Genomic DNA, 22447 nt, shown 5'->3' with positions numbered 1-22447 from the left:
TCACGATCCCGTGGCGGGCATTCCCTTCTGTTCGCTGTGCAGTATGACTGTGCGACTCCAATAACGGCCCATAGGTGTCGAAATTCTCCAATGAACAAGCCAAATCTATCCAACAACATCGATCCGCAGATCCTCGACGGATTGGCCCAGCACATTAAACGCAGCATGAGTTTCCGGGTGACTCCGGGCGGCGGTGCCGAGATTTGTGACGGTCCGGGGATCGGCCTTCTGGTATCGCTTGATCGCTTCGTTTGGACGGCATTGGCAACAGAGCTTTCACCATTTCATGTCCAGGGCGAGACGTACCTGAAAAAGGTATGTGAATGGGATGCCAATGGCCAACAGCATGAAGTCCTGTTGCCGACGACCGTAGTGGCAACTCGCCCCAATCCGTCATTCAGTGGGTCGAACCACCTAGCGACACTGCTGTTTTCTATCAAGGATAGCCTTGCGACGCATCCAACGGAAAAACACCTGCTCTATCCACCGCACCTCCGATTGCTGCGCGACCTGTTTTTAGAGCATCCAATCAGCCGCTCTCTGCTACGTACTCCCAAGGCGCTTGTCGATGACACCGGTCTCAGCGTGGCGAAGAACTGTAACGATTTTGTAGATCGCTTCCGTCAAGCCATGCGCGACAGCAAGTTGTTGCGCCGAGAGCGATTCAACTGGAATCTTGGTAGTCTGGAGAACCTGACGAGGTTGCATGCATATCTGGATGGCCTGTTTGCGCCGCCGCGCTCCAGTTTGACCGTTTTACACCTTCGGCTGCTGTGTGATCCAGCGGTCGAAGGGGATCATCGTTCTGACCTTCAGGTACTCCGGGATTGCCGCGCCAAACTCTTTGATCGCATGCGAAGAAATCTGGCGCTCTTCTCATCCAAGCCCGGGTTCGTTTGGGCCATTTTGCCGTCAGCGGACGGTCAGTTCCATCTTCATTTGACGCTGCTATTCGACACAGCCACAGTGCGCAAACTGCTCGATGACAAACGGGTGGAAGCAGATCTGGACGGTATGGCTCTGAAAGACCATGCAGACCTGATCGGAACGTATTGGGTGGAGGGGGTGACCGAAGGGCGAGGCAGCTATTACCGAGCCGACGGCACGGGGAATTTGTATGATCAGGACTGGATACACGGCGAGGTCCGCGCCGACGACACCGAACGACGCGACAGGCTCAAGAGAGCGCTCGGCTATCTGGCGATGCGCCGTGCCCTGGTTCGCTTGAGCAACGAACCCGCAGGCGAGTATTTCGGCATGCGTGAGCGCAAAGCGCGGTCACCGCGTCGACCGCCGAGAGGTGAAGCTAAGGCGGGATAGGCGTAAGCAGGGCAGGCAAAATCTGTATCCAAAACGCCTAACCTATTGATTCTATTAAGGCACTGATTTCGTCGATTCTAGGCGGAATGGTCGCCTCGCCCGAGGCGTTGCCGCGGGCGGGCACCATTGCGACGCGAACTTCCGAGAATTTCACGAGCAAAATCCTCAGAAAAATCACAAGAAAATTTGTGAAAAATTGATCCGGTTGTGCTTGTCCCGAGCGCTCGGAGTGATCCGTTGCTGAGCGTTGAGGATCAGCTCGTAGATCTGATGTGATTCGCGTATCGTGGGCGGAAGTCCGATGTGCCGGTTGCTGGTGGGTTTGTCACCGCTTTTCTCGTGCTGTGACGTACCGTTCCTTGTCCGTGCTCGACATGTTCCTGACCCGTGCTGGCCCGAGATGATGTTCCGGTGCTCGACTGATGCCTTGCTGTGCAAGCGTACGATGATCGACCCGCGCGGTGTGGCCGTGTTTCTTGAGGGCTTCATTCTGAATGTCGGCCCACCGTTCGCGTGTCGCAATCAGCTCTTCTCGAACGATGTGCGCGGGCTTTCCCCCACTGTCCTTCCTGCATCCACCTCGTGCCGGGTAGTGCGGGTTGTAGCGTCGGAACATCTGGTCAAGCGTGCGATCAATTCCGTCCGATACTCGATCGGAGAGCAGCACGTGTGCATGCGGATTGCTTGTTCCGCTGATCGCGCCACTCGGTCGATGGATCGCATACTCGTAGGGTTTGTCGCCGACTATATCGTTGATAAACTGATGCAGAACTTCTTTTTGCTGTTCAAGCGTCAGCTCACCCGGCAAAGCAAGTTCGAACTCTCGACATGCGGAGCCATTAGCGCGTTCGTACTTGTCTGCGTTTCTCCAAAGTGAATAAGGGTTACCGTTTGCTGCTTCCGGCAAATTGCCATGCCCTGTTGCAACCAGATCTTCAATGCGATCGTTGTATTTTCCTTGGCGTGTGATGTACTTCGACCGATCTGCTGCCTTGCCTTTTCCGTGGCTTTTGATCGCCATGTGATAGCTTGCCATTCCCGTTCTCCGTCGATTGGGTTCAGTGAGATGAGGGAAAAGAGACGTCGAGGTGCAGTTTGGAGAGAAAGGGTATGTGCGCGTACTAAATCTCCCAATGATTCACGTGTGTAATCGCCATCGGTTGATCCTATCTACACCCTGCTGCTACTCGCTTCTACTCTTGATCTTCCTGCTATTGCCTCACAAGATATGGAGTGCAAGAGAAAACTATGCCATCCCATATTTATATTAGGCTCGACAACTGAGCAAATAGGATGATGTCTGTATCGAGTGGTGAAGAGTTCCCTGTTGGGATCTCCATTAAAGAGTTAAACTTGTACTGTCTCAATGACACGAGGTGATCAATGGGTATCAAGATGTCGACGGCATTTGATGCCGACGGTAACGAATGGCAAGCTGACGACTATGTGAAAGGCAAGGGCCGTGAGCCGTTGCTGTGTCGGCACTGTCCGACTGGGGTGACGCACCAAAGCGCCTACAGTTGCGAGCGGCATAACAAATCGGTCAAGGTTCCGGCATATTTCCGGTTGCTGAAGAATGGTGAGCACGCTGACAACTGCCCGCATGCGGTTGAGAACAACATCAAGAAGCTGGTGACGGAGTCGGACGGACTCATCGAAAGCCTGCGTCAAGGCAAATACCGTCTCCGGCTGATGATGATTGCTGACGCGCTTAAACCGGCACAGAAACCTGCAACATCGAATTCTGGCGGAAGATCGCGTGCGGGAGGAACGACGTATCAACGCAAGTCGGGAAAGTTGCCGGCTTACATCAATTCCGCAAAGAAGGTACTGTTACTTCGCGCAGCCTGCGATGACGACGAAAGCATGGCTCAGTACTTGGAGCTGGTATTCGAAGGCAACACGGTAGTCCCTTGGTCTTCGTTCTACTTCGAGGCCGAGCGATACTTGGAGGCGTATCGGGCGGTGTCGCTTCAGACCGTCAAGCATCCGATCGCACTGCACGGTGTTGTTAAATCAAAGCGGAGCCCGATCATTGATGGTCGACCGACGAATGTGATCAATCTCCACATCCCGAAATACGCTGTGGATGCCGACGATGCGGAACATGGAATCAGTGTCGAGCCCAGCATCTGGACTGACAATGCCGATTGGTTCGAAGGCATCGAGGAGGATTCCGAGGTCGTCGTGCTTGGCGTATGGAAGACGAAGCCTGGAAAGCGCGAGCAGGCGGGTGAGCAAGGGAAGTATCGTTTTTCGGACTTCACGAAACACAAGCTGAACCTGACTCTCTCGCTGAAGGCGCAGATTGCTCCAGTGGCTCGGCCGGGCAAATAGCTTGAACACACCGATGTAAGAACGGCAAGCGACCGTCGATGTGTTCAGTAACGCTCTTGTGCCGTCGAGAGATGATTACCGTCCTTATGCTGAGGAGCAACCCCGAAATTGTTCGTCAGCGTGCTCGTAACTCTTCGTGGCCGGTGGAGGTGTTCCGGCCAACTTTTTGTAAGAAGCTGCCGGTGAGCAGACACTCGAATATGCGCAACGAGCCGCAGACTCGACGTTATCAGCAATCGGCCTGCCTATCGGGCCGGCGTTGTGCTTTGTGCGAGTGCACGTACCCGTTGTGCCGGACTGTCGTAGCGTAGTGGCTTACACGGCACGTCAGCGAGCTTCATGGAGAGGCGACGAAGATCCGGTGGCGCATCTTGCTCTTCTTTCCAGACGCGTGCCAGAAATGCGAATTCGTTGAGCATTCCAACTACGCTCCGGTTGGCGGTCTTGACGATCTCACATTCGTGCATGTGCTGCATCTCGGCATCGATTTTCGCGGCGTCCCATCCATGCGCCCGCAACACGGTCGCCAGTGCTTCCGGAAAACGAGCAGGCAGGGTTGCTGCTGGCACGAGTGGTATGAGGACTGGCAAGAGCGTGCGTTCGTTGACGCAAAGGACCACTTGAGGGCGCCAGAACAGCACTGTGGCGTACCAATGGCCCAATGTGGACGCCGGCGTGCTCTCCGGGACGGAGGTCGGCTGGTGCCCTAGGCGATCGCGTAGCTTACGGGTACAGTGAAGGTGAAACATCGTGTCGAGAAGTCGAGTTGCTGTGGCGTCAGCGTTCTTCTGGCCACCAGGGCTTTGGGGCTTCTCGGATGAGATAGTCGTCGAGGTTCTTGCCGACGAGCCACTTGGGACGCGGGCCTTTGCCGGACCACGACTGCCCCGTATCCGGATCGTAGTACTTGGCTGGTGCCTTCTTTCGTTTTGCCTTGACGAAGCCGGCGGCGCGCAGCAGTTCGATCTCCGTGATGCCGTACTCTTTAACGTCTTCGGCGATCTGTTTGAGTTTGGTTTGCTTTTCTTGCTGCTTGGATTCTTCAACAATCAGATTCAGCTGACCGAGCTGCTTCTGCAACTCGCGAATGGTAGGGCTGTTCATGTGGAGATGTCTCGAGCAAATAACTGCCGCTTGGAGTGACGCTGGGCAGTTGAGTTCGCGTTATCGTTCGTTTTTTGGGCCCGGCCGAACTCGAACCGGCGACCAATCGATTATGAGTCGACTGCTTTAACCAACTGAGCTACGAGCCCGAGAAGTAGAGGGCGGCGACTGTGCCGCTACGCTGAGCGTGCGATTGTATCCGAACTCATGGCGTCAGACGAAGTGAGCGCGCGCTGGCGCATGAATGGAGTTGGCCGGAAGGTCAAACTTCAGACGGCCGTTGCTGATGCACCGGGTGGCTTTAACCATCCAGTGCATCCCGACAAGGCACGACGATGCTCGGCGATTGCCAGCCGAGCCTTTTAGCTTGAGGATTTCCCTTTCTTGCCCTTAGTGGAGCGTCCACGCGCGATGTCGTCGCTGTCGAACAACTCCATGCTCTGCTGACTGGGCACATATGCCCCTTCGAGCAAATGGCGGGCCCGGTTAGCTAGCGTCACAAACTGCGACAGCGCTGCCTGAAGATCCTTCTCGCGAGCATTATCGTTGGGTAGCCTAGCATCCGAGTCCAGCGTAGAACCTGTCGCCAAACGAAATTGACATGCCGCACCCGGAACGGTTTCGATCGAAATGACCCGAGGCGATAGCTTCGGGAGCGAATTGAAGGCATCTGGTCCATCGAAGGTCGAGGCCATCCATGAATACTCAATCCAACATAGGTCGAATCCTGTAGACTCCGACCAGTCGAAGCGCGACCGCACTTGTCGCTCTATGCCTTTGGCAGCTTTGGACCACCCGGTATCCCAGGCTGATGGACCTGCGAGTCCGGCAATCAGCCCGTACCACGCTAATGCGGCAGGAAATCGCTTGCTAATGCGATTCAATAGGAATACATGGGACGTGCTCCGACCTACTAAGAATGCGGCTGCTGCGAGCAGGACAGAGGGTAGTCCGTTGTTGGCACCGTGTAACTCTGTATTTGTCAATTCAGCAGAAAGACGTTGAAAAGCCAGAACCCGTTCTTCAATAGAATCGCTTGAGAGCCCCGGGATGTTCTGTAGACTCAATGACGTTGAAAATAAGGCGGCGCGGTCGGAGTCGCGCATAAACCTCAACGCAGCATCGAGGACCAGATTAGCGGTCTCCTCGGCGGAAACGGGCGTTCCAAATTGACCTCCAGCCATCGCCCAGATGGGCATCAAATCGCTGACCGTAACTGCGCGCCGAACGAAACGTCGGTCTGCTTCGACCTGCCGCAGCCGGTCGGCACAAATCTTGGTCGCCTCGTCCGTTCCATGTGTGCAGGCTGCCCGTGCGATTGCCATGGAGAAACATGCCCCAGCGCGCGAAAGAGGAACAGCTGCCAGTTCGACGTCGGTTTCACCATGCGCCAAAACTTCACCCAAAATGACAGACGCCCAAATATCCTCTCGTGAATCGCGAACATCTCGCGGGGAGCTATTGAAAATCGCCCAATCTTGACTGGTGACTACCCGCGCGTACTGGCTCAGCGGTGCTGTCTCGGGAGCATATGTTCTAAGCCACGCAAGCGCTTCAATGGCCGACTCGTCTTCAAGCACTAAGAGAACAGGCGGATTGTAGTCGGCTCTCATCCGCGAATCGGAATACCCAACGGCTATCCGCGACTCTCGTAGGTCATAGGGTTCAATCGAGAATTGCGCAGGGCCGTTCCAACGATGGAGTGCACCCAATAGCGCCTCGGGAACAATATCCCGTGGGTACATTTGCCAACGAATGAAGTGTTCATTCATGCTGCATCACCTGGCAGTAAATCTTCAAGGTCAAAATGCGTTGGTTCAGAGAATGCATTTTCGAGAGGTTTGTTTGTTTCGCCTGTACGATAAGCATTCAGTGCGGTCTTTGCTCGCGTTATTGCCGTAAACCCAAGTCGGGAACGATTCAATGGAAAATCGGCAAGCTCCTCGGTGGCGTACATATGCACAGCCCGAAATTCAGTTCCCTTTGCGCCATGCATAGTTAAAACATGAATCGGGCGCCCACCCATGAAAGTTGAATCGGCATCCACACCATGAACTGCCACTTTATCTGCAAGGTCGGTCGAATTGAATTTTTTACGTAACTCGGTTCGGGTATCCTTTTTTCCACAAAAAATCCCGATTGTGTCGCCAGCAAAAGCATCAAGCTGGATGCGTATTATTTCGAGCATCTTCGCGAACTGTTCATCCCTACTTTTCAAGAGATGCATTTTCGCACTGGATTCCCCTTGTTCCTTTGGGTTATAGTTTGACGTAGCTTCTAGGCTATTGGCACCCGATGCGGGTGGCAACAAACGATCCGCGACGCGCGCTATGCGCTGGCCAATGCGAAAATGGCGTTTTAAAGTGTGTTGCTGCAAATTCAATTTGTCGGCGATGGTCAATCCATCTCGATTATAAATTCCTTGGCGACTATCGCCGCAAATGCAAACATTATCGCTTAAACCCAAAAGGGCCTCCAGCTCTTCTGATGTTAAATCCTGCGCCTCATCTACGAATATCGCGCTAAAGAGCTTGGGGGCTGGGATGTGGAGGTTTGCTTCTTTTATCAATCCCAATACTTCGGCACGAGACTGGTCGTCAAAATCGATGTTCTTTTGCAATGCTGGACGGCCCAAATACTGAAAAATATGGTCTGATGCCCACGAGTGGTAAGTTTTAACTTGGTCGGGAGATATTAGGCCAGCGGCCCCGATGCCTGTCCGAATGAAATCGGCCAGCGCACGAGTATAGGTAACAATAAGGACATTCTTCTCGCCAGTACCCGCAAGAAACTCTGCGCGAAGTAATAAGAGATTTGTCTTTCCTGATCCGGGCGGCCCAACCAGTGAGTGTTTGCCATATGGAGGAAGCTTGATGAACGCCTTCTGGTCGTCGTCAAGCTCTTTTACTGACCTAAACCAACCTTTGTTCATTTTTGCTCCCCGGGTTTACGCAATTAGGTCGGCATCGTGGAGTGTGCTTGCATCCGCTGCGCTCTCTAGTCGGTCAAGGGCAGAACCTGCCACTTGTGCCACCGCGCAGGCAGCCGTCGCGGCCCCCTCTGCTTCGTTTTCTCCGATAGAAGCTACGGTGACCAACCGCGCGCTAGTTTGAACTTTACCAACGGCCTGCGCCGCTTGCACCAACTTTGCCCGAAGCGACACGTTGACGGTTCTTTCATAAAGCTGTTGCTGCCAATCGAAATGTAGCTCGCACTCGACTGTCCACTCGGAGCTTACAGCTAAAATTAACTGAGCAACCTGCACATCTCCGGGGGCCGAGGGGCGGAGCGTGAGAGGCATATCGGTTCCGCATACCTGCAAGAGTTCGGTCCGGACCATTTCGCAGAAGCGACGGAAGAATTCGCCTCTATCGAAGTCGAGCCGCGAGGCGTTGGCCGCGCTTAATTGGCCGCCCACATTCACCTTGCCTTTCGCAAGCCTGGCGCGCAATGTGGCTAGGGGGTCCTTCGTATCCCCTAAATTGAAATCCTCCCAACCTACCAGTTGGAGCCGGGATTCCAAATCTTTCACGAGGCAACGCGACGCAAGCGATTTGAGGCTTGCCAATCGTGCAGCATTGCCGTCGACGAATACAGGCACCTTTGTGAGTACCGCTCGCGCGACAAGCCATCTGTTTTCGAGGCCCATCTCGTACTGGAATAGAGGCTGCTTTGCTATGAGGTCGTGCAGTACGGCGCCAAGCTGGTAGAAGTTCAGCCCCTTCCATAGCTTCGGCGACGGCTCATCCAGTCGGAACAGGTATTCTGGCGAACTGTACTGCGCGGTGGCAAGAAACGGTCGAGTGCTTCCATGATCCGTTATCGCGCCATCCGGGGCGTCGTTCTGCTCAATCTCTCGCACGACTCCAAGGTCGAGCAGTTTAAGTGCCGTAAAATCTGCTGAAACGTGAATGTTTTCCGGTTTGATGTCACGATGAACCATCCCGAGCGCGTCCAAAAACTTAACTGCGTCAACAAGCTGGGTGAATAGAGGGATGATTGCTTCATCAGGCACTGTACCGAGAGTTTCAGTGAGTGGCGGCCAGTCCAGGTACTCCATCTCTACGAAAGCCGTACCTTCGGCTTCGATAACGTCCAATGTTTGGATTAGCGAAGGGCAAGTATGTCCTATTAGCTTTCGTTGCAAATCTAAACGCTTTCGCTCGGCCGATCCCGAGACTCCGTCAAGGAACTTCGGGTTAAATCCTTTGAACACGGACCGGCCCGCTGGCGACGGGACTAAAAATACTGCTGCTGACCCACCTGATGCTAGGTATTTCGCATCACCGTATCCCGCTTTACCCGCGAGATGTCTGCGAAGTCGTTCGGCCACGTCGGCGACGATTTTTTCGTCGAGTGCTGGCATGATAGTTTCCCCGTAGAGGCGACGTCTGTATTCTTTTTACCGTGTTGCAACTACTGAAGAGTGTTGTGAACCATTATAGCCATGCTCAACGAGGAAAAGTCTGTTGTTCCGTTTGCCGCGCTTGCTCTTGGTGCTCCTTGGACATCTCGTCGCTTGGCAGCGGAGATTGACAAACAGCCTGTACGCGGCACGAGCCAGCATGATATTGGGACCAAGGCAACTAAATGTCTTCCAATATTCCGTGGCAATGAGAGGAAACGAGTAGACCATGCAGGCTGACGCGAACGTGACCCGGAAGCGCCCGTAGACTGTTTGGGGAACAAGTACCTTACGGGAAAAACTTCAGCTCGGAGTTGCACAGTGCAGATGTCCGTAGCCCAGAACCGGCGACAAGAGCTGGTTGACGATGACCTGAATGCAAACGAAATATCGCTTGTCGACCACTTCAACGAATACAGGCAAATGCTCTCGTAGATTCGTCTCGATGAGTTCAGCAACGAACGCTGGTTTGCTCACTAGCCCTTTTGATTTGAGCTCACCAGACGGCAGCCTTGCCGACTAGGCGTATCAATCGCTGCTCGTCTTCAACGCCGACGCAGCCAGTGAGAAGTACGGCTGGTCAAGAAAATCGTCTGCAGCGCCGATCTTGACGAGGTCGCCACTGTGACCGCTTTCATCGAGGTAAAACGACATGATTATTTTGGCTCCGTGTCCGCTTCGGGAGTCGTTTTCGGCTCTGGCCGGGAAATGTAGGAGGCAAGGCTGAGCAAGACCAGGCTAAGCGTTGAGAAAACCTGGGGAAAGACGAGAAGCGCTCGAAATCCGTGCCCGTCCACGAAGCCATATCCGACGTTGGTGAGCGTGCCGACAGATAGCGAGAGCGTAAGAGCCTTGAGCACGGTCTCGTAGTGCGGCACGCAGAGGAGATAGACTGGCACAGCAAGCACGAACAGTTCGACGTAACTACGCAGTGCGAGCGAAAGACGTGCATGCTTGTCGAGGCCGCTCCGGTTGTCAGGGGGCGTCATGACGTCGCGTCCAAATGCGTAGCCGATCTCGGTGGTGCGCGAAATGTAGCGCACTACGACGAGGTCAGCGACGAACGAGCAGCCGAATGTCCCGTGCGCCGCAAGCGTCGTAAGGAGGCCCAGAATTAGAAGTATCATACTGACCAACACGTTGAGCCAATTGCTTCGCGTAATCAGGGTTCTTCTGGCCGACACCGCGTTGGTGCCGGCGAAATGTTGAATGCGGCTCTTGAAATAATGCGAGAGCCAGAATCCCGGGCTAATCACAATGGCCCATTCGCATCCCGTTTGCCACGGCGGTTGAAAGGTGGGACGCTCCATTTCAGCACAGTAGCTTGCGCGCCTGACCACATATTCGAGCAGCCAGTACAAAGCGAGCGCGAAAGGAAGAGCATTTATCATCGATGGGCCTGCGACGCTGGTACGACGTAGCTTCGGACGGTGAGTTGCGCGCTCATCGCGCGTACTGGGCCCAGTTTTCGTAGCATAGGTAGGCGATCGTAAGCCACAGCAAAAGAAAATACCAGACGCTCGACAGAAGCCACCAAGTGTGTCGGCAACGATACTGCCACCCGGTCACGCGGGGAGTTCCGTCTTTTTTCGCAAACTCCGGTGCCATGCGCTTCTCACCGATGAAGAGGAGATAATCCTTGGGTGCGTGGTTCGTGACGCAGCGAGCCTTGATGGATTCATAGCCCTCGTTGAACTCGGCCAAATCTGCTTCAGTCAACAGCCGGCCGGCATCGTGTGCCGAGACTCGTAGATCAATGCGCTTTGTAAGCGCTGTGAGTTCTTCCGCGTTGCGGTGCAAGGCCTCGGCCAAAAGGGCGTTGCCTTTCCCCGCTTCCAGAAGGCTGATGGCGAGAAGGAACGCGCCGAGGGTAACGCCCAGTACAGTGCCGTATTTGTCGGCAGGCGAGTCTGCGGTAAAGTAGATTTTCTGAACGACGGCCAAACCGATTGTCACCACCGAGAACATGGCAAGGCTGACGGTCGAAAACGAGTCTCGAAGCGATAGACGTCTGGACGCGTTGTATCGGGCACCTGCAGTGATCCAGATGGTCGTTTTTAGTCGTTCTAGTGTATCTCTCATTGGCGCCTCGTCAGGAAGGGCGCGACACCTGGAGGATCAGGCAATATCCACTCGCCCGACAACGCATACAGCAGCGTCCGCACGAGGTTCCCGGGGAAACGGGAATCGGCATGAAGCCGAAAATGGAGCACTTCCGCTCGTGGCCCTGGGCCCGAGGTACCACCTAACGGCGGTAGGTGTCGCGCGCAAAAAGTATAGCCGACTTCCCTAGTATGCGAAGCCTTCATCGGCATGCATGGCGGCCAACGCTCGAGCGAGGTAACTCTGGTAACGATTGGCAATCTGCTGGTCGGTCAGCATTTCTGTCGGAGCAACCCGGCCGCGCTCGACTAGAAACTGCAGCATTCGCACCGGCGTGTCGTTCGTGTCGTAGTTGCGCACGTAGCTGCCGTTGGGTCGATACTTGATTTCGAAAAAGGCTCGGGCGAACCGCTTCAATCCGGGCGGGCTTCGGCGATCGAATTCAGGCAGGCGCTCAAACATGGCGCTTACCGCGTTGTCGAGACGATGAAGAAGCGTCAGGTCGTTGATCTGGCTGAAAAATGCGATCCAGCCGAAGCGCTGGTTTTCGCTGATTGCGCCTGTGATCCGATCGTTGAGCTCGAGAAGAAAAATCTCTTTAAGGCGTTCAATGTTGAGGTAGGCGTGTTTTTCGAGACGCCGATCCTTGTTGTGAGAAAAGCTACTGAACTGCGCGGAAAGTGACTGCAGAAGCCGCTCCACAGTGGACTCACGAACCGTAATCGTTGGCGAGTTGAACAGATAGCCAAGATAGCCGAACGGCTCTTCCAGCGCCGCAAAATGGGCCTTGCCTGAGCCTGCCGCGTGCAGGCTCAGTCCTCGTCGTTGCAGGCGCGCCTTGAGCGATGCCTTTGCTTTTTCAACGTCGTTGCGCGCGCCGTAGATCAGAATGTCGTCAACGTAGCGAAAGTAACTTACGTTGAAAGAGCGACGCATTTCCGCGTCTACCGAGTGCAAGTAGATCGCAGCGAGAAGATTCGAAATCGACAGACCCTGAGGAACGCCGCGCTCAAGTCCTCCAGTGCTTCGCCGGGTGCGGGAAGAATTTTTGGTGACAGTCGGTGTGGCAATTGCCCTTCGAATCAGATCTAGCACCGCAGGAACCGTAATCCGTTTTTCCAGTACTTTGACCATGCGTTCGCGGGGAATCGCATCGTAGAAATTCTTAATGTCTCCGCCGTAGACAAACGTCTCGTTCGGTGCGCGTAGCGGAATGTCGGCCGCTATCTGTCGCACATACCCGTTTGCAATGTTTGCTGGAATGCATTCCGGGAAAACGGTCTTCAGGAACGCATTGAGCTGATGCAAGACAACTCGGTCCCTGATGGTTGGAATTCCAACCACGCGTGGGGCTTTACCTCGTCCCTTGAGCTTCAACGCTTCGAGGTACGGCGAGAAGCGAAACGAGCCGTTCACACACTTGTAGCTGGCGACTGTGAGAGCCACAACAGACCGTTGCGCAAACTGAAATCCGCTCAACCGGTCGATGCCTTTGCTACGTGCTCTGGCGAACCGCGACGTGAAGACCTCTGAGAATGCCGCCGGCGAGAAAAGAGCGGAAAAGATTTCGGTCTGACTCGCGTCCACATGTGCTCCGTTAATCGCAGATTCTCATTACCACCAGATTCGAAGGATTGTATCTGAAGCTGTCGAATGCGACGACGAGCACACACGAATGCCTGAGGCATCGTCAATTCGAAGTCCAGTGTGAGCGGTACGTCATGCCGCGATGACAGCACTAGCGTGGGTGAGCGGGCATGGCCTCGGCCAAGCAGCGAAGGTCTCGTATAGGGCAGCCGAAAAAGGTTCGTGCTAACGATGCGGAATCCGCCGACGCCGAAAAGTCGTGAGCCCGAAGCTGCTCGAATTCGTCAGTCAAAGAAATCGCGAATATCTCGCCAGTTATTTCGATTGTTCAGTTGCATGAGCAAGCTTGCCAATCCAGATAGCATGGGATTGCCGCGAGAGTCGTATGTCACGTGCGTGGTGGTGTTCTCGTCGCAATAGCGTGGATCATCGAGCGCGAAGTGTGTCCGGCAAGCGAACGGCCTGAATTCATAGATGCCACATGCGCCATCGGTTTGCAAGAATGGGCAGGGCGTTTTGGACTCGCCATAGCCAGAGCTTCGCCTCGAGCCCGCTTTCATCTTTACACCGACATTTCGTTCGATATATTGCGCTTCAACTTCGACGATCCCGACGTCGATGTGGCAACAATGATTGCAGCCTTTCTGGCATACCGCTACGGACGAAACGGCCGCCGCCAGGACGTCCGCCGCGTGATAGATACGCCTCACCTTCACGAGTCGACTCGCGTTCCCGTTGACGGCAAATTCGAAATCTCGACGCGCTTCGTCCATCGACGCCATAGACGTGTCGGGAATCGCGAGCGCTTTGGCTTCTTCAATCGTTCTAAATTGGATGGGCGTCATATTGGAACTCACAGGGATCAGATTCGCGAACCGCGTGTGAATTCGTATCACGGTGCCATCGCGCCGTCAACTTGTCACGGTCACGCTTAAATCGGTGGGCTTGTCGTGCCGCCCTGCGAATCGCGGTGCGTATGATCGTGAACGCTCTTACCGTCGGCGACGACGTCGCGCTGTACGATGAGTGCCCAGCCATGCTGGCCGCACCGCCGTTCGGAGCCTTTACCTTGTGTGACTGCGCCATCGAGCGCGATGGCGGGCGCGGCTTTGGTCAGTTCGCCGCCGGCCATCATGCCGATGTCGTTCGACGCCTGAATCGCGATCGACGGTGCGGAGAGCCAAATGCGTTTCGGCGACACGATGTTGATGCCGTCCGGCAGCAGCGCGACGTACTGCTGCGGCACGCCTGACAGCACCGTCGACACGTAGACTGAATCGGACAGATCGTGCTTGCGCAAGCTGCCGGACGCGGCGGGCGCGAGATTCGCACGCGCCGACGATGTATCGCGATCGCAGACCGCGACGAATCCGACGTCGACGACCTGCGGATCGAGAATCATCGCATTCGCGCCACCGGCGAGCCGCAGGTACGGAATCCCGTGAATGGTGTCGTGTGCGCTCACGTTGCCCGGGCCGTCGAGCTGGCCGACAAGCGGTTGCACGTTGGTATGCGACAACGCGACTTGATGGACGACATCAAAAAATCAATAAAAGAAAAGCATGGAAAAGAAGGGATGCGCTCGAAGCGCATCCCCAATATGCCCGCTCACGACGATGTGTCACGACGGACGTTTGCCTTTCTTACACCACGACTGCCATTCGTTGAGTTGGTCGGTTGTCACGATGGCATCGTCACCATTCTCGCGATGAAAGGCTGCCGTCCAAATCGATACGCAAATGTCGCTATCCGATGAGCTGGTCGTCGCTGCCGACTCAGATCGTCGTGTCGAGTTCGCGCTGCCCCCGGATTCTTCCTTGCATTCGGCTTCCCACTGGTTTCGTTGTTCGCTATTGACGTTTTCGCGAAGGTCGCCTGAGCGATAGAAAGCGGTGTATCGCCGATCAAGACATGCGGTGACAGCGGGAGCCGGCAGCGATTCTTGTCCGTTCTGATAATCCTTCTCGTAGACAAGCTTGCCGTCAGCATTCCAGCGTTTGACGGTGCCGTTCAACAGCCCATTTGTGTACTCCGCACGACCGGTAAGTTTCCCAGTCATCGGATCGTAGGTTTCCTCGGTACCTTCGGGTTTGCCGTTGACGAATATTGCTCGGTAGGTGATCTGTTTGCCGTCCGCCGCATAGCGCGTGAAAGGGCCATTGACCTGTCCGTTGACATACGTCGCAATCAAGATGCGGTTTCCGGTGTTTTCGTCGAACCCTTCTTCTTGACCTTCGGGAGCGCCCTTGGTCCAGTTCGAGGCGTGAACCAGTCGATGCGTGGTCGGGCTGTAGATTTCCTGTCGCCCATCCGGTTCGCCGTTCTTGAACGTGATGGTGGCGAGCTTCTGGCTCGCACCGTCTGGCGTGTACATGGTCAGCTTGCCATCAGGACGGCCGCCTTTGAATGTCATTTCCAGCCGAACGTTATCGGTGTTCGCCGCTTTGCAGGCGGTCGTGCCGTCCGGAATCCCATTGTCCACGTGCGTATCGCAGTAGACCGGAACCGGAATGCGCGGATCGGTCGGGAAGTTGTCGATACCGATCGCTCGAACGTAGTCGTACGTGAGCGATGGCAAGACGCGCTCGATACTCGTGGCGACTTTGTGGAAGCCTGATTGAGATTCCAGGAGAACGCCGCTCGGCACTGTGGTCAGCGCTCCAGAGTACGGTTTATTCGCGTCTTCGGCATAGACCTTGCCGTTGACGATCTTGGCGTTGCGGTAGTCGAGCACGTCACCCTTACAGCCTGCGAGGCACAGGAGGGGGAGCGCTGCGGAAATCATCAATATGTGTTTGTGCATGTGGATGTTCATGTCAAAGATTTGGTGCAGTTAGGTGGTCGATGTCCAAAACCTGGGTGACGCTTTGGTATACCGACGCAACCGACTTGGATGGACAATACTACCAAAACGGTAGTATTTGGGGCGAGCGAAACAAAGACGATCTTTGCTTTCAAGATATTGAAGGCAAAGATGTCTACTCTTGCTCAACGGCTTAAGGAGGCTCGGCAACGTTCCGGTTTGTCGCAGGAACGCTTGGGAATCGAGGCAGGGCTAGATCCGATGTCAGCCAGCACGCGGATGAATCGGTACGAGTTGGGTAAACGCGTTCCGGATCTGGAGCTAGTTTCCCGTTTGGCGGTGGTTTTGCAGGTGCCTGCGGCGTACTTCTATGCTGCGGATGACGCGGAAGCCGATCTTCTGCTGAAATTCCATCGTTTGACCAAGACACAAAAGAAATCGGTTGTGGAATTCGTCAACGAGATCGTTCGGTAGTTTTTTGTCGTTTGACGGCGTGTCACTGATGCCGACCGGCAAGCGCCGAGTAAATGCGGCGACGTCATGGCTGCCGTTCGACTGCTTCTCACCGCTGAGCCGTCATAGCAAATCAAACCCTCCCGTTGGCCGCGACGGGTTGATGTGCGCTGGTCGCGCGTCGCAGGGCGGTGGCCGGCCGTGTTTGTTAAGGGTTATTCGATGCCTGCCCTCATTCACCGGGGCGTGAGCCTGCTGCGGCGCGTGCGGGCAAGCGCTCCAGCGGACTGGTGACTTCGCGCAGCAGGTCGGTCGCCACCTGCACGTAAAGCGCGGTGGTCTCGAGCTTCTTGTGGCCGAGCCGCATGCCTGGGGGAAATTATGGGATCAGCATGTCAATACTCCTCGGGTAACAGAACTGTTGTCACGGTTCGATCAGCTTCCGTGATGATCCAGACCTGGACTTGGTTGGGTAGCGTGTAGCAGGAGGGAATCCGTGCTCCGTTGGCGGCGGCGATTTCGTTTTGTTGGCGGTCAGCTTCGCAGAGGTCACCCCAGTCGTGTCGGGCGTGCCGGTTGACGAGGTGATAGACAGAGACGTCGGCGGCTTGGAGCGCGTGCAACGCAGCGGGCGTGGCAATGAGCTTGCCGAGCGGCAGTTGTGGGGCCGACAGCAACGGCGGGCAGGAATGATTCATGGTGGGGGCTAGTAAATTTAGAGCGAACACGGGCCTCCGGATGAACCGGATACCGATTTCGTTGACTGAGGGGGGCAGACGAGACGCAGGACGCGTCGCGGAACTAGCGGACTTCGGATGCCAGGGCGTTCGGGTAGTGCTTCGCGAGGATCTTGTTCATTTTCTCGACCAGATCAGCGCGTTTGAAGGTCAAATGGCCGTTGCCATTCTTGAACCAGCGTAAATGGAAGTAGTCGTGTTCGGCCTCACTGGACCTGGCTTGCCGGGTGTCGGAGACGAGGTAGTACGCCCCGTTACGGTGATCCGGCTCCGGTTTGCCGTCGAGGATGCAGAACACGCGGATCAGATCGTCGAGCTCGTTGGTGACGTGGAAATTCGGCGAGCCGGAGGTGAGCAGGCGTCGCACGATGATGCGGCGCCCGAACTTGAACGGCTGATTCGTCTTGTAGTTCCACGACAGACGCTTGAAGCATTGGAGCACGCCGCGTTCGAACATGTCGCCGCGTGCGCCGTAGAGCTGCGCGAAGGTCGCTTCGATGTTGGCGGCCGTCAGTTCAGGCACATCGCCTTCGGCAATCTGGTTATCCCACTGCTTCCGAGCTTCTGCATCCATGAAGCTGCGCAGCCCCGATTCCGAGAGCAGGTAGCTCCAGCCTCGCACGTCGATGAGACGCACGATGGCGGCCTCGGCTTCGTCGCGCGTGGCATGTTCTCCGGTGACGGAGGGGCGGCCACGACAGCCGTAGCTCTCATCGAGCACGAGACGGGGAAACCCGAGATGTGCAGCCTTGGCGAGCGCCTGAGCTTCGCCGAGCAGATCGAGGGCGGCGCGCACGCGGTCGACGACAGCAACGCGCTGGTTGGCGAGGTTCACGATACTGATACTGGGAACGAGTTCGGTGGTATCCATGTGGCATGACGAGAATGAAGTGAAATGAAGGCGATAAGAGAAAGCCGGGCGCGAAACCCGGCTCTATGCCGTCGAGGTGTGTTCGGCGAGTTGACGACGTAGTTCGGCCGCACGCGATTGCGAACAGCCTAGGTGACGGCGTATGTCGGCAACGGTGGGTCTGACGAGCCCGGCTGCGACATCCTGAACAAGCTGCGACAGGTGGTCGCCGGTGGGAGGTACGGTCGGTAACGGCGTGATCGGGTCGTCGCGCGGTGCGTGACTGTCAGTCGTGCTGTCGTGACTGGGCGTCACGGAATTGCGACTAACGGTCTGAGCGTCGTGACTGGTCGCGACCGGCATGACTGCCGGCCGAGTCATGCCGGTCGGCTCCGTGACTGCCGTGACTACGGGTTCAGTCACGTTCGGCACATCCGTGACTGGCTTGACGACGGGCCGAGTCACGGCGGGCGTCACCGTGACTGCTGCCGGGGTAACCTCAGTCACGACGGGTAACGGCTTCGGTAACGGCGACCGAAGCGCGACGGACCATAACAAACAGGCCACGCCTTCGAGTACGGCGGCGAACCCAAGGCCGGTCAGCAGGTCAACCCGAGCGGTAGTCGTGCCGAGTAACGCGGCGAGTCGTGCCGTGCCCGGATCGGCGAGTAGCGAGTCACGCCGTTCCGTGACTCGATCCGCTGCGACTTGCCGGCGCCGGATGTCGTCGGCTTCGGCGTTCAGCGCATCGATCTTGGCCGCGAGCGTGACCCGCCGACCTTCCAGCGTCACGCAGTTACCGTTGCAGTAACGGGCGTTGGCTGTCGCAAGCTGCGCAGTCACGGCGGCGCGTTCCGCCATGACTGCGGTGAGACTCCGACCGGGCGACGGAGTGGACGTCACCAGTACCGTCGACGCCCGCAGCTCACCGGCGTGCTGTTGGGCGAGCGCGAAAAACACCGCATGCCCGTAGCAAGCTGTCACGAGGCATGCGCCCCATAGAACGCTACCCGTGACGCGAACTGGAATCGGTGCATCCCGAATCAGTGCCGGTAACAGGTGCGCGCTTGTGACGAGCACCGTGCCAATCGCGATCCAGATGAGCCGTTCCGGTAACGTACCGCCGCGCTGCCAGCCCGCCAGGATCGACAGGCTGAGCGCGGTCACAGTTGCCAGCGCCGCCAGAGCGAACACCCAGTATCGAACACTCATGCTGCCTTGCCGCCGAGCAAGACGGCGTTGCGTTCGAGTTTCTGGCGAAGCGTAGTGGGGGTGTCGTCGGGGGCACCGTCGCCAGCGTCCGATGGCGGTGCATCCTGCGGATAAAATTCCTCTGCCACGGCAGCACGCTCGTCCGGACTATCCTCGAACGCACCGTTGGCGAAGCCGAGCCGAGCAGCTGCATCGAGCGCGGCTTGATCGAAGCCGGCTTCCCGGCGGCGCGTGTCCAGTTCCTTTGCCTCGATCAACGCTTGTTCGAGCTTGCTTCCCGAACGCACACTGAGGTCGACGTAGTAGATCGCTGATCTGTAGCTCTGTGTCGTAGACTTTCCACGGATACGCAGTTCGAGCGGCAAACACGCGAGCAGATTGCCGGACACCGCGCGGAAGTAATGCAGGCGTGCGGCGAGCGTGCGAATCGAGTTATAGGACGTGGTGCGGAAGATGAACGAACCCATCTCGTCATCGTCGCCGATGATCACGTTCAGTCGCCCGTAGGGTTTGCAATTGCCCTGACGACCGAACACGCAGCCGTCCGGTGACGGGCAGGGAAGGGTTTCGATACCTGCATCGGTGACACGTCGGCACGTCTCGCCATTGCCGACACACACGGGGCGTCCGGTATCTCGATCAAACAACGAATATTCCGACCGCAGGTTCAGGTCCGGATCGTTGAACAGCACGCGAACCGGAATCGCGCGCAGCTTACCGGCCGTCGCCTTGCGCAGCGATTCGTTCAGCGGATGCAGCATCCATTCGCCGCGTTGTTGCACCTGCGTCGTGAGCGTGAATTGGTCGTCCTTCTCAGGCAGACGCTTGCCGTTCTTCTCGACAATTTTCCCAATCGCGATGCGTCCGACAATCGGTGGGGTGATGCTCAGTCCCTTCAGCATGATGTGGTCCTCTAAAAATGAAAGGGGGAGGGGAGCGGCGAGCGTCGAATCGCGCTGACTACCGCGTGAAGTGCGCTTCGAGCTTCGTGTGGATTTCCTGAGCGACGCCATGCCAGGCGCGGGCGCTGATCATAGGGTTGACTTGCAGTTCGCTGAGCGGCGTTTGAGCGACCCGCGCCGCGTGCTGGCTCAACGCGACCATGACGAACGCTTGCGCGAGCGCGCCGTAGCGGGAGAACGTCATGATTTCCGTGAGGCATTCGAGATTCGTTGTCGGTTTCGGCATGAGGAGCCTCCGATCAGGTGGAAACGAGGAAGCGCCGGGAACCCGGCTTCGAGGTGGCGTACTGCTGTTCGAGCGATGGGTGATCGGCCAGCAGCCGGCCGAGGTCGACCGATGACGAATCCTTGCTGCGCTTGAACGACACGGAGCCGGTTTCGAATACGGCCCGGGTTGCGTCCCCCATCGCTTGCTGGATCGTCTGCTTGAACTGCGCTTCGAGCGCTTGCCGTGTTTCGATCTCGGCCCGCACGGCGACTAGATCGGCGAACACGGAGGACAGCATCCGGTCGTCACTGAAGTCGATCGTTTCGCCGTTGCCGGGATAGAGATGGCGTAGTGCACGATCAGCCGACTCGGAGCCGTCCGCGGGCGGCGGCGTATCCGTCTCTACGAAGCGCCAGAAACGCGCCTCCAGGTCGATGAGCCGCCCGATCAATGCGTCGTCCCGCTCGATCCGGTGGACTTCCAGCGCCTGCCCGCACAACAGCACGGCGACATGCGCTGCTGTTTTGCCGGTGACGGCCAACTGATGCTGAACTTGCAGCTGTACATACTCAGGAGGGCCGTCCCGCCAGAGTCGGGCACCGTATTCACCGGCGGTCTTGCACTCCAGGATCTGGACATCGCGCACACCGACGACCTCGCGATCGATGTTCGCTAACATCCACGGAATCGATCTATGACGGAGCACGGCATTGACCTTGCGCACGCGATTTCCGGTTGCGGCGGTGTAGGCCGCGGCGACGATGGGCTCCAACAGCGTGCCCCAATACGTCGGGGACGTCGTATCGTTCGGATCGGGCCGGGGCATGCCTTCCGCACGTCCGGTTTTGTGCAGAAATAACTCCAGCGCGCTCATGTACGGATTCAGCCCGACGGCTGCTGCGGCGTCGGACCCGCCGATGCCGGTACGACGCACAGCCAGCCAGTCGTCACGCGAAAGATCGTTGGTCTTGACGAGCTTCAATGCCGGCTTTCGCGTGCGCGGCGGTTCAGGGTGAGGAGTGTTCATGCAGTCTCCAGAAACAAGAAAGCCCGGCAGACGAATCTGACCGGGCTGAAGATGGGGAAATACGGGGGCAATATGGAACTGCAGAGCTACGTTGAGTGTGCGCGCCGGAATGCGTCCTGCAGCGCGTCTTGGCCGAAGGTCACGAGCTTGCCGTTGCCGAGGTGGACCGTCGTCCCCTGAGGTTTGATTTGCAGGATCGTGGCGTACCGGCCGCCGAACCGTAACCCAGCGCCGCGCGGGATCTGGATGCGCATGTCGACGGCCAGAGGCGGTACGCGCTTGGTCATGCGACAAGCTTCATTGCCTCGTCCCAGGCGCGCTGCTTGAGCGTCGCACCTGCGCCGAACCAGGCGGCGTCGAGTCGGTGATCGTCGGTCCGTGCACGGCGATGGTGATCGACGTATTCCGTCACCGCATTCAGCAATCCCCACGCGGTGCCGGAGGCCGATGCCAGATCTGCACCTTTGCCACGACCGGCATAAAGCTGGCCGACCGCCTTGATCGCGCGTTCGTTGACGGCGACGGTCTCGCGATCGGGGAGGTTGGCTGTCGAGTACGTCAGCACGCGTCGCAGAAACGCTTCAGCCGTGGCGTCGGTGATCTTACGTTCTGCTAGCGCTTTGGTCCGCACCATGAATGCATCCCACGACGACACGGCGATGCCGAGCTGGCGCTTCACTGCGGCCGCGTCGAACTGCGAGCGGTGCGGGACTTTCACGACGCCCGTGCTGTCGCCCAGTGCGATTTGTAGCGTGTTGTTGCAAACCACACGAACCGACGTGAACTGGGCCGTCGTGGCGAGCGTGCCGTCGCAGGCAGTTGCCAACAGCAGATACCCCCCAATTTTGTCCTTGCCCTTGAGCAAGCCGGAATGCCCGGTCTTGGCGAGCGCCCAGAGTTTGCGGCCTTCTTTGAGCACGCCCGCCGTCTCGAGTTCGAAGCCGCCGATCTCGGTCAGGTCGCGGTAGAACTCCAGAATTTCGCGAGGTTGAACGACCTGATAGCGCGACGAAACCACAGACAGCGGCGCTTTGTTGTCCGAGCGGTACAGCACTTTCTGTTCGGGATACGCGTGAATTGCGCCGATGCCAGTGGAGCCTGTCACGAACCGGACTTCGGACGACTCGATCGTCCAGTTCATGCCAGCGCGATCGGCCCAGACTTCGATCGGTTGATTGGGGGTAAGACGGTTACCGAGACCGTGCCACGGCTCCTGGCCGACATAGGCCATCGTTTGTACGAGATGCATGTGGTAATCCTTGTAGAAAAATAGACGAGGGCATACAGCCCGGCATCAGCCGGTCGGGAGGAAAGTTCGGGAATATGGAAACGTAGTGGC

25 protein-coding genes and 1 tRNA gene are annotated in these 22447 nt (G+C 57.0%); 3 read left to right on the top strand and 23 right to left on the bottom strand.

The window, feature by feature from the left end:
• The first annotated feature begins 90 nt into the window (after positions 1–90).
• On the top strand, positions 91–1320 hold the full coding sequence (locus GQ56_RS39425; RefSeq protein ID WP_235212719.1) for an inovirus Gp2 family protein: 1230 nt from the start codon (positions 91–93) through the stop codon (positions 1318–1320).
• A 325-nt stretch (positions 1321–1645) separates the two neighbouring features.
• On the opposite strand, the gene GQ56_RS41535 is transcribed toward GQ56_RS39425, so the two are convergent.
• Complete coding sequence (locus GQ56_RS41535; RefSeq protein ID WP_075122974.1) at positions 1646–2356, bottom strand: MobA/MobL family protein; 711 nt, start codon at positions 2354–2356, stop codon at positions 1646–1648.
• A 347-nt stretch (positions 2357–2703) separates the two neighbouring features.
• Between GQ56_RS41535 and GQ56_RS0119835 the strand changes: the two genes are divergently transcribed.
• Complete coding sequence (locus GQ56_RS0119835) at positions 2704–3657, top strand: hypothetical protein (RefSeq protein WP_031400275.1); 954 nt, start codon at positions 2704–2706, stop codon at positions 3655–3657.
• Between the two features lie 245 nt (positions 3658–3902).
• On the opposite strand, the gene GQ56_RS41530 is transcribed toward GQ56_RS0119835, so the two are convergent.
• From GQ56_RS41530 to GQ56_RS0119790, 13 genes are all read right to left on the bottom strand, one after another.
• Positions 3903–4406 carry a DUF6933 domain-containing protein gene (locus GQ56_RS41530; protein ID WP_075122973.1) on the bottom strand — a complete coding sequence of 168 codons (504 nt, stop codon included), beginning with the start codon at positions 4404–4406 and terminating at the stop codon, positions 3903–3905.
• Between the two features lie 28 nt (positions 4407–4434).
• Positions 4435–4761, bottom strand: coding sequence for an H-NS histone family protein (locus GQ56_RS0119830; protein WP_031400274.1), 327 nt, complete (start codon positions 4759–4761; stop codon positions 4435–4437).
• A 75-nt stretch (positions 4762–4836) separates the two neighbouring features.
• Positions 4837–4910, bottom strand: a tRNA-Ile gene (locus GQ56_RS0119825).
• Positions 4911–5123: 213 nt separating this feature from the next.
• Positions 5124–6533 carry a hypothetical protein gene (locus tag GQ56_RS44450; RefSeq protein WP_152601795.1) on the bottom strand — a complete coding sequence of 470 codons (1410 nt, stop codon included), beginning with the start codon at positions 6531–6533 and terminating at the stop codon, positions 5124–5126.
• A complete protein-coding gene (locus GQ56_RS41525; RefSeq protein WP_075122972.1) occupies positions 6530–7693 on the bottom strand; it encodes a UvrD-helicase domain-containing protein in 1164 nt (387 codons plus the stop codon). Before GQ56_RS41525 ends, GQ56_RS44450 begins: the two co-directional genes overlap by 4 nt.
• A 15-nt stretch (positions 7694–7708) precedes the next feature.
• Positions 7709–9127 (bottom strand): protein kinase domain-containing protein, encoded by a 1419-nt coding sequence (locus GQ56_RS0119820; protein WP_031400273.1) that lies wholly within the window; start codon positions 9125–9127, stop codon positions 7709–7711.
• A 567-nt stretch (positions 9128–9694) separates the two neighbouring features.
• Positions 9695–9820 carry a hypothetical protein gene (locus GQ56_RS46925; protein WP_265183115.1) on the bottom strand — a complete coding sequence of 42 codons (126 nt, stop codon included), beginning with the start codon at positions 9818–9820 and terminating at the stop codon, positions 9695–9697.
• A 2-nt stretch (positions 9821–9822) separates the two neighbouring features.
• Positions 9823–10557: a hypothetical protein gene (locus GQ56_RS0119810; RefSeq protein WP_152601794.1), complete on the bottom strand. Its 735-nt coding sequence runs from the start codon at positions 10555–10557 to the stop codon at positions 9823–9825.
• Between the two features lie 52 nt (positions 10558–10609).
• On the bottom strand, positions 10610–11248 hold the full coding sequence (locus tag GQ56_RS0119805; RefSeq protein ID WP_152601793.1) for an SLATT domain-containing protein: 639 nt from the start codon (positions 11246–11248) through the stop codon (positions 10610–10612).
• Positions 11249–11455: 207 nt separating this feature from the next.
• Positions 11456–12856 (bottom strand): reverse transcriptase domain-containing protein, encoded by a 1401-nt coding sequence (locus GQ56_RS0119800; RefSeq protein ID WP_081894929.1) that lies wholly within the window; start codon positions 12854–12856, stop codon positions 11456–11458.
• Positions 12857–13140: 284 nt separating this feature from the next.
• Positions 13141–13701: a YkgJ family cysteine cluster protein gene (locus tag GQ56_RS41520; protein WP_075122971.1), complete on the bottom strand. Its 561-nt coding sequence runs from the start codon at positions 13699–13701 to the stop codon at positions 13141–13143.
• An 86-nt stretch (positions 13702–13787) separates the two neighbouring features.
• Positions 13788–14258: a hypothetical protein gene (locus GQ56_RS39420; RefSeq protein WP_152601792.1), complete on the bottom strand. Its 471-nt coding sequence runs from the start codon at positions 14256–14258 to the stop codon at positions 13788–13790.
• A gap of 219 nt (positions 14259–14477) precedes the next feature.
• Positions 14478–15671: a toxin-antitoxin system YwqK family antitoxin gene (locus tag GQ56_RS0119790; protein WP_052007276.1), complete on the bottom strand. Its 1194-nt coding sequence runs from the start codon at positions 15669–15671 to the stop codon at positions 14478–14480.
• A 78-nt stretch (positions 15672–15749) separates the two neighbouring features.
• Between GQ56_RS0119790 and GQ56_RS0119785 the strand changes: the two genes are divergently transcribed.
• The gene (locus GQ56_RS0119785) at positions 15750–16133 is read left to right on the top strand and encodes a helix-turn-helix domain-containing protein (RefSeq protein WP_321029198.1); all 384 of its coding nucleotides are present in this window, start codon (positions 15750–15752) and stop codon (positions 16131–16133) included.
• 211 nt (positions 16134–16344) lie between these two features.
• Here the strand turns inward: GQ56_RS0119785 and GQ56_RS46920 are convergent, their stop codons facing one another.
• The 9 genes from GQ56_RS46920 to GQ56_RS0119740 all read right to left on the bottom strand — a co-directional run bounded on the left by GQ56_RS46920 (position 16345) and on the right by GQ56_RS0119740 (position 22357).
• Positions 16345–16479 (bottom strand): hypothetical protein, encoded by a 135-nt coding sequence (locus GQ56_RS46920; protein WP_265183117.1) that lies wholly within the window; start codon positions 16477–16479, stop codon positions 16345–16347.
• Positions 16480–16507: 28 nt separating this feature from the next.
• Entirely contained in the window at positions 16508–16810 is a 303-nt protein-coding gene (locus tag GQ56_RS0119775) for a hypothetical protein (protein ID WP_031400266.1), read from the bottom strand.
• Positions 16811–16913: 103 nt separating this feature from the next.
• Positions 16914–17720 (bottom strand): DUF4942 domain-containing protein, encoded by an 807-nt coding sequence (locus GQ56_RS0119770; protein WP_031400265.1) that lies wholly within the window; start codon positions 17718–17720, stop codon positions 16914–16916.
• A 63-nt stretch (positions 17721–17783) separates the two neighbouring features.
• Positions 17784–18911: a hypothetical protein gene (locus GQ56_RS0119765; RefSeq protein WP_031400264.1), complete on the bottom strand. Its 1128-nt coding sequence runs from the start codon at positions 18909–18911 to the stop codon at positions 17784–17786.
• Positions 18908–19813: a recombination directionality factor gene (locus tag GQ56_RS0119760; RefSeq protein ID WP_031400263.1), complete on the bottom strand. Its 906-nt coding sequence runs from the start codon at positions 19811–19813 to the stop codon at positions 18908–18910. The genes GQ56_RS0119765 and GQ56_RS0119760 overlap by 4 nt, the downstream gene beginning before the upstream one ends.
• A 58-nt stretch (positions 19814–19871) precedes the next feature.
• Complete coding sequence (locus tag GQ56_RS0119755; protein WP_031400262.1) at positions 19872–20099, bottom strand: hypothetical protein; 228 nt, start codon at positions 20097–20099, stop codon at positions 19872–19874.
• A gap of 13 nt (positions 20100–20112) precedes the next feature.
• Positions 20113–21108 (bottom strand): YqaJ viral recombinase family nuclease, encoded by a 996-nt coding sequence (locus tag GQ56_RS0119750; RefSeq protein WP_031400261.1) that lies wholly within the window; start codon positions 21106–21108, stop codon positions 20113–20115.
• 86 nt (positions 21109–21194) lie between these two features.
• Positions 21195–21395, bottom strand: coding sequence for a hypothetical protein (locus GQ56_RS45905; RefSeq protein WP_031400260.1), 201 nt, complete (start codon positions 21393–21395; stop codon positions 21195–21197).
• Positions 21392–22357, bottom strand: coding sequence for a DUF932 domain-containing protein (locus GQ56_RS0119740; protein WP_031400259.1), 966 nt, complete (start codon positions 22355–22357; stop codon positions 21392–21394). Before GQ56_RS0119740 ends, GQ56_RS45905 begins: the two co-directional genes overlap by 4 nt.
• Positions 22358–22447 lie beyond the last annotated feature (90 nt).

The organism is Burkholderia paludis, assembly GCF_000732615.1.
Taxonomy (GTDB): Bacteria; Pseudomonadota; Gammaproteobacteria; order Burkholderiales; family Burkholderiaceae; genus Burkholderia; species Burkholderia paludis.
The sequence above is the reverse complement of the archived record's forward strand: the minus strand, read 5'-3'. Positions and strand labels throughout refer to the sequence as shown.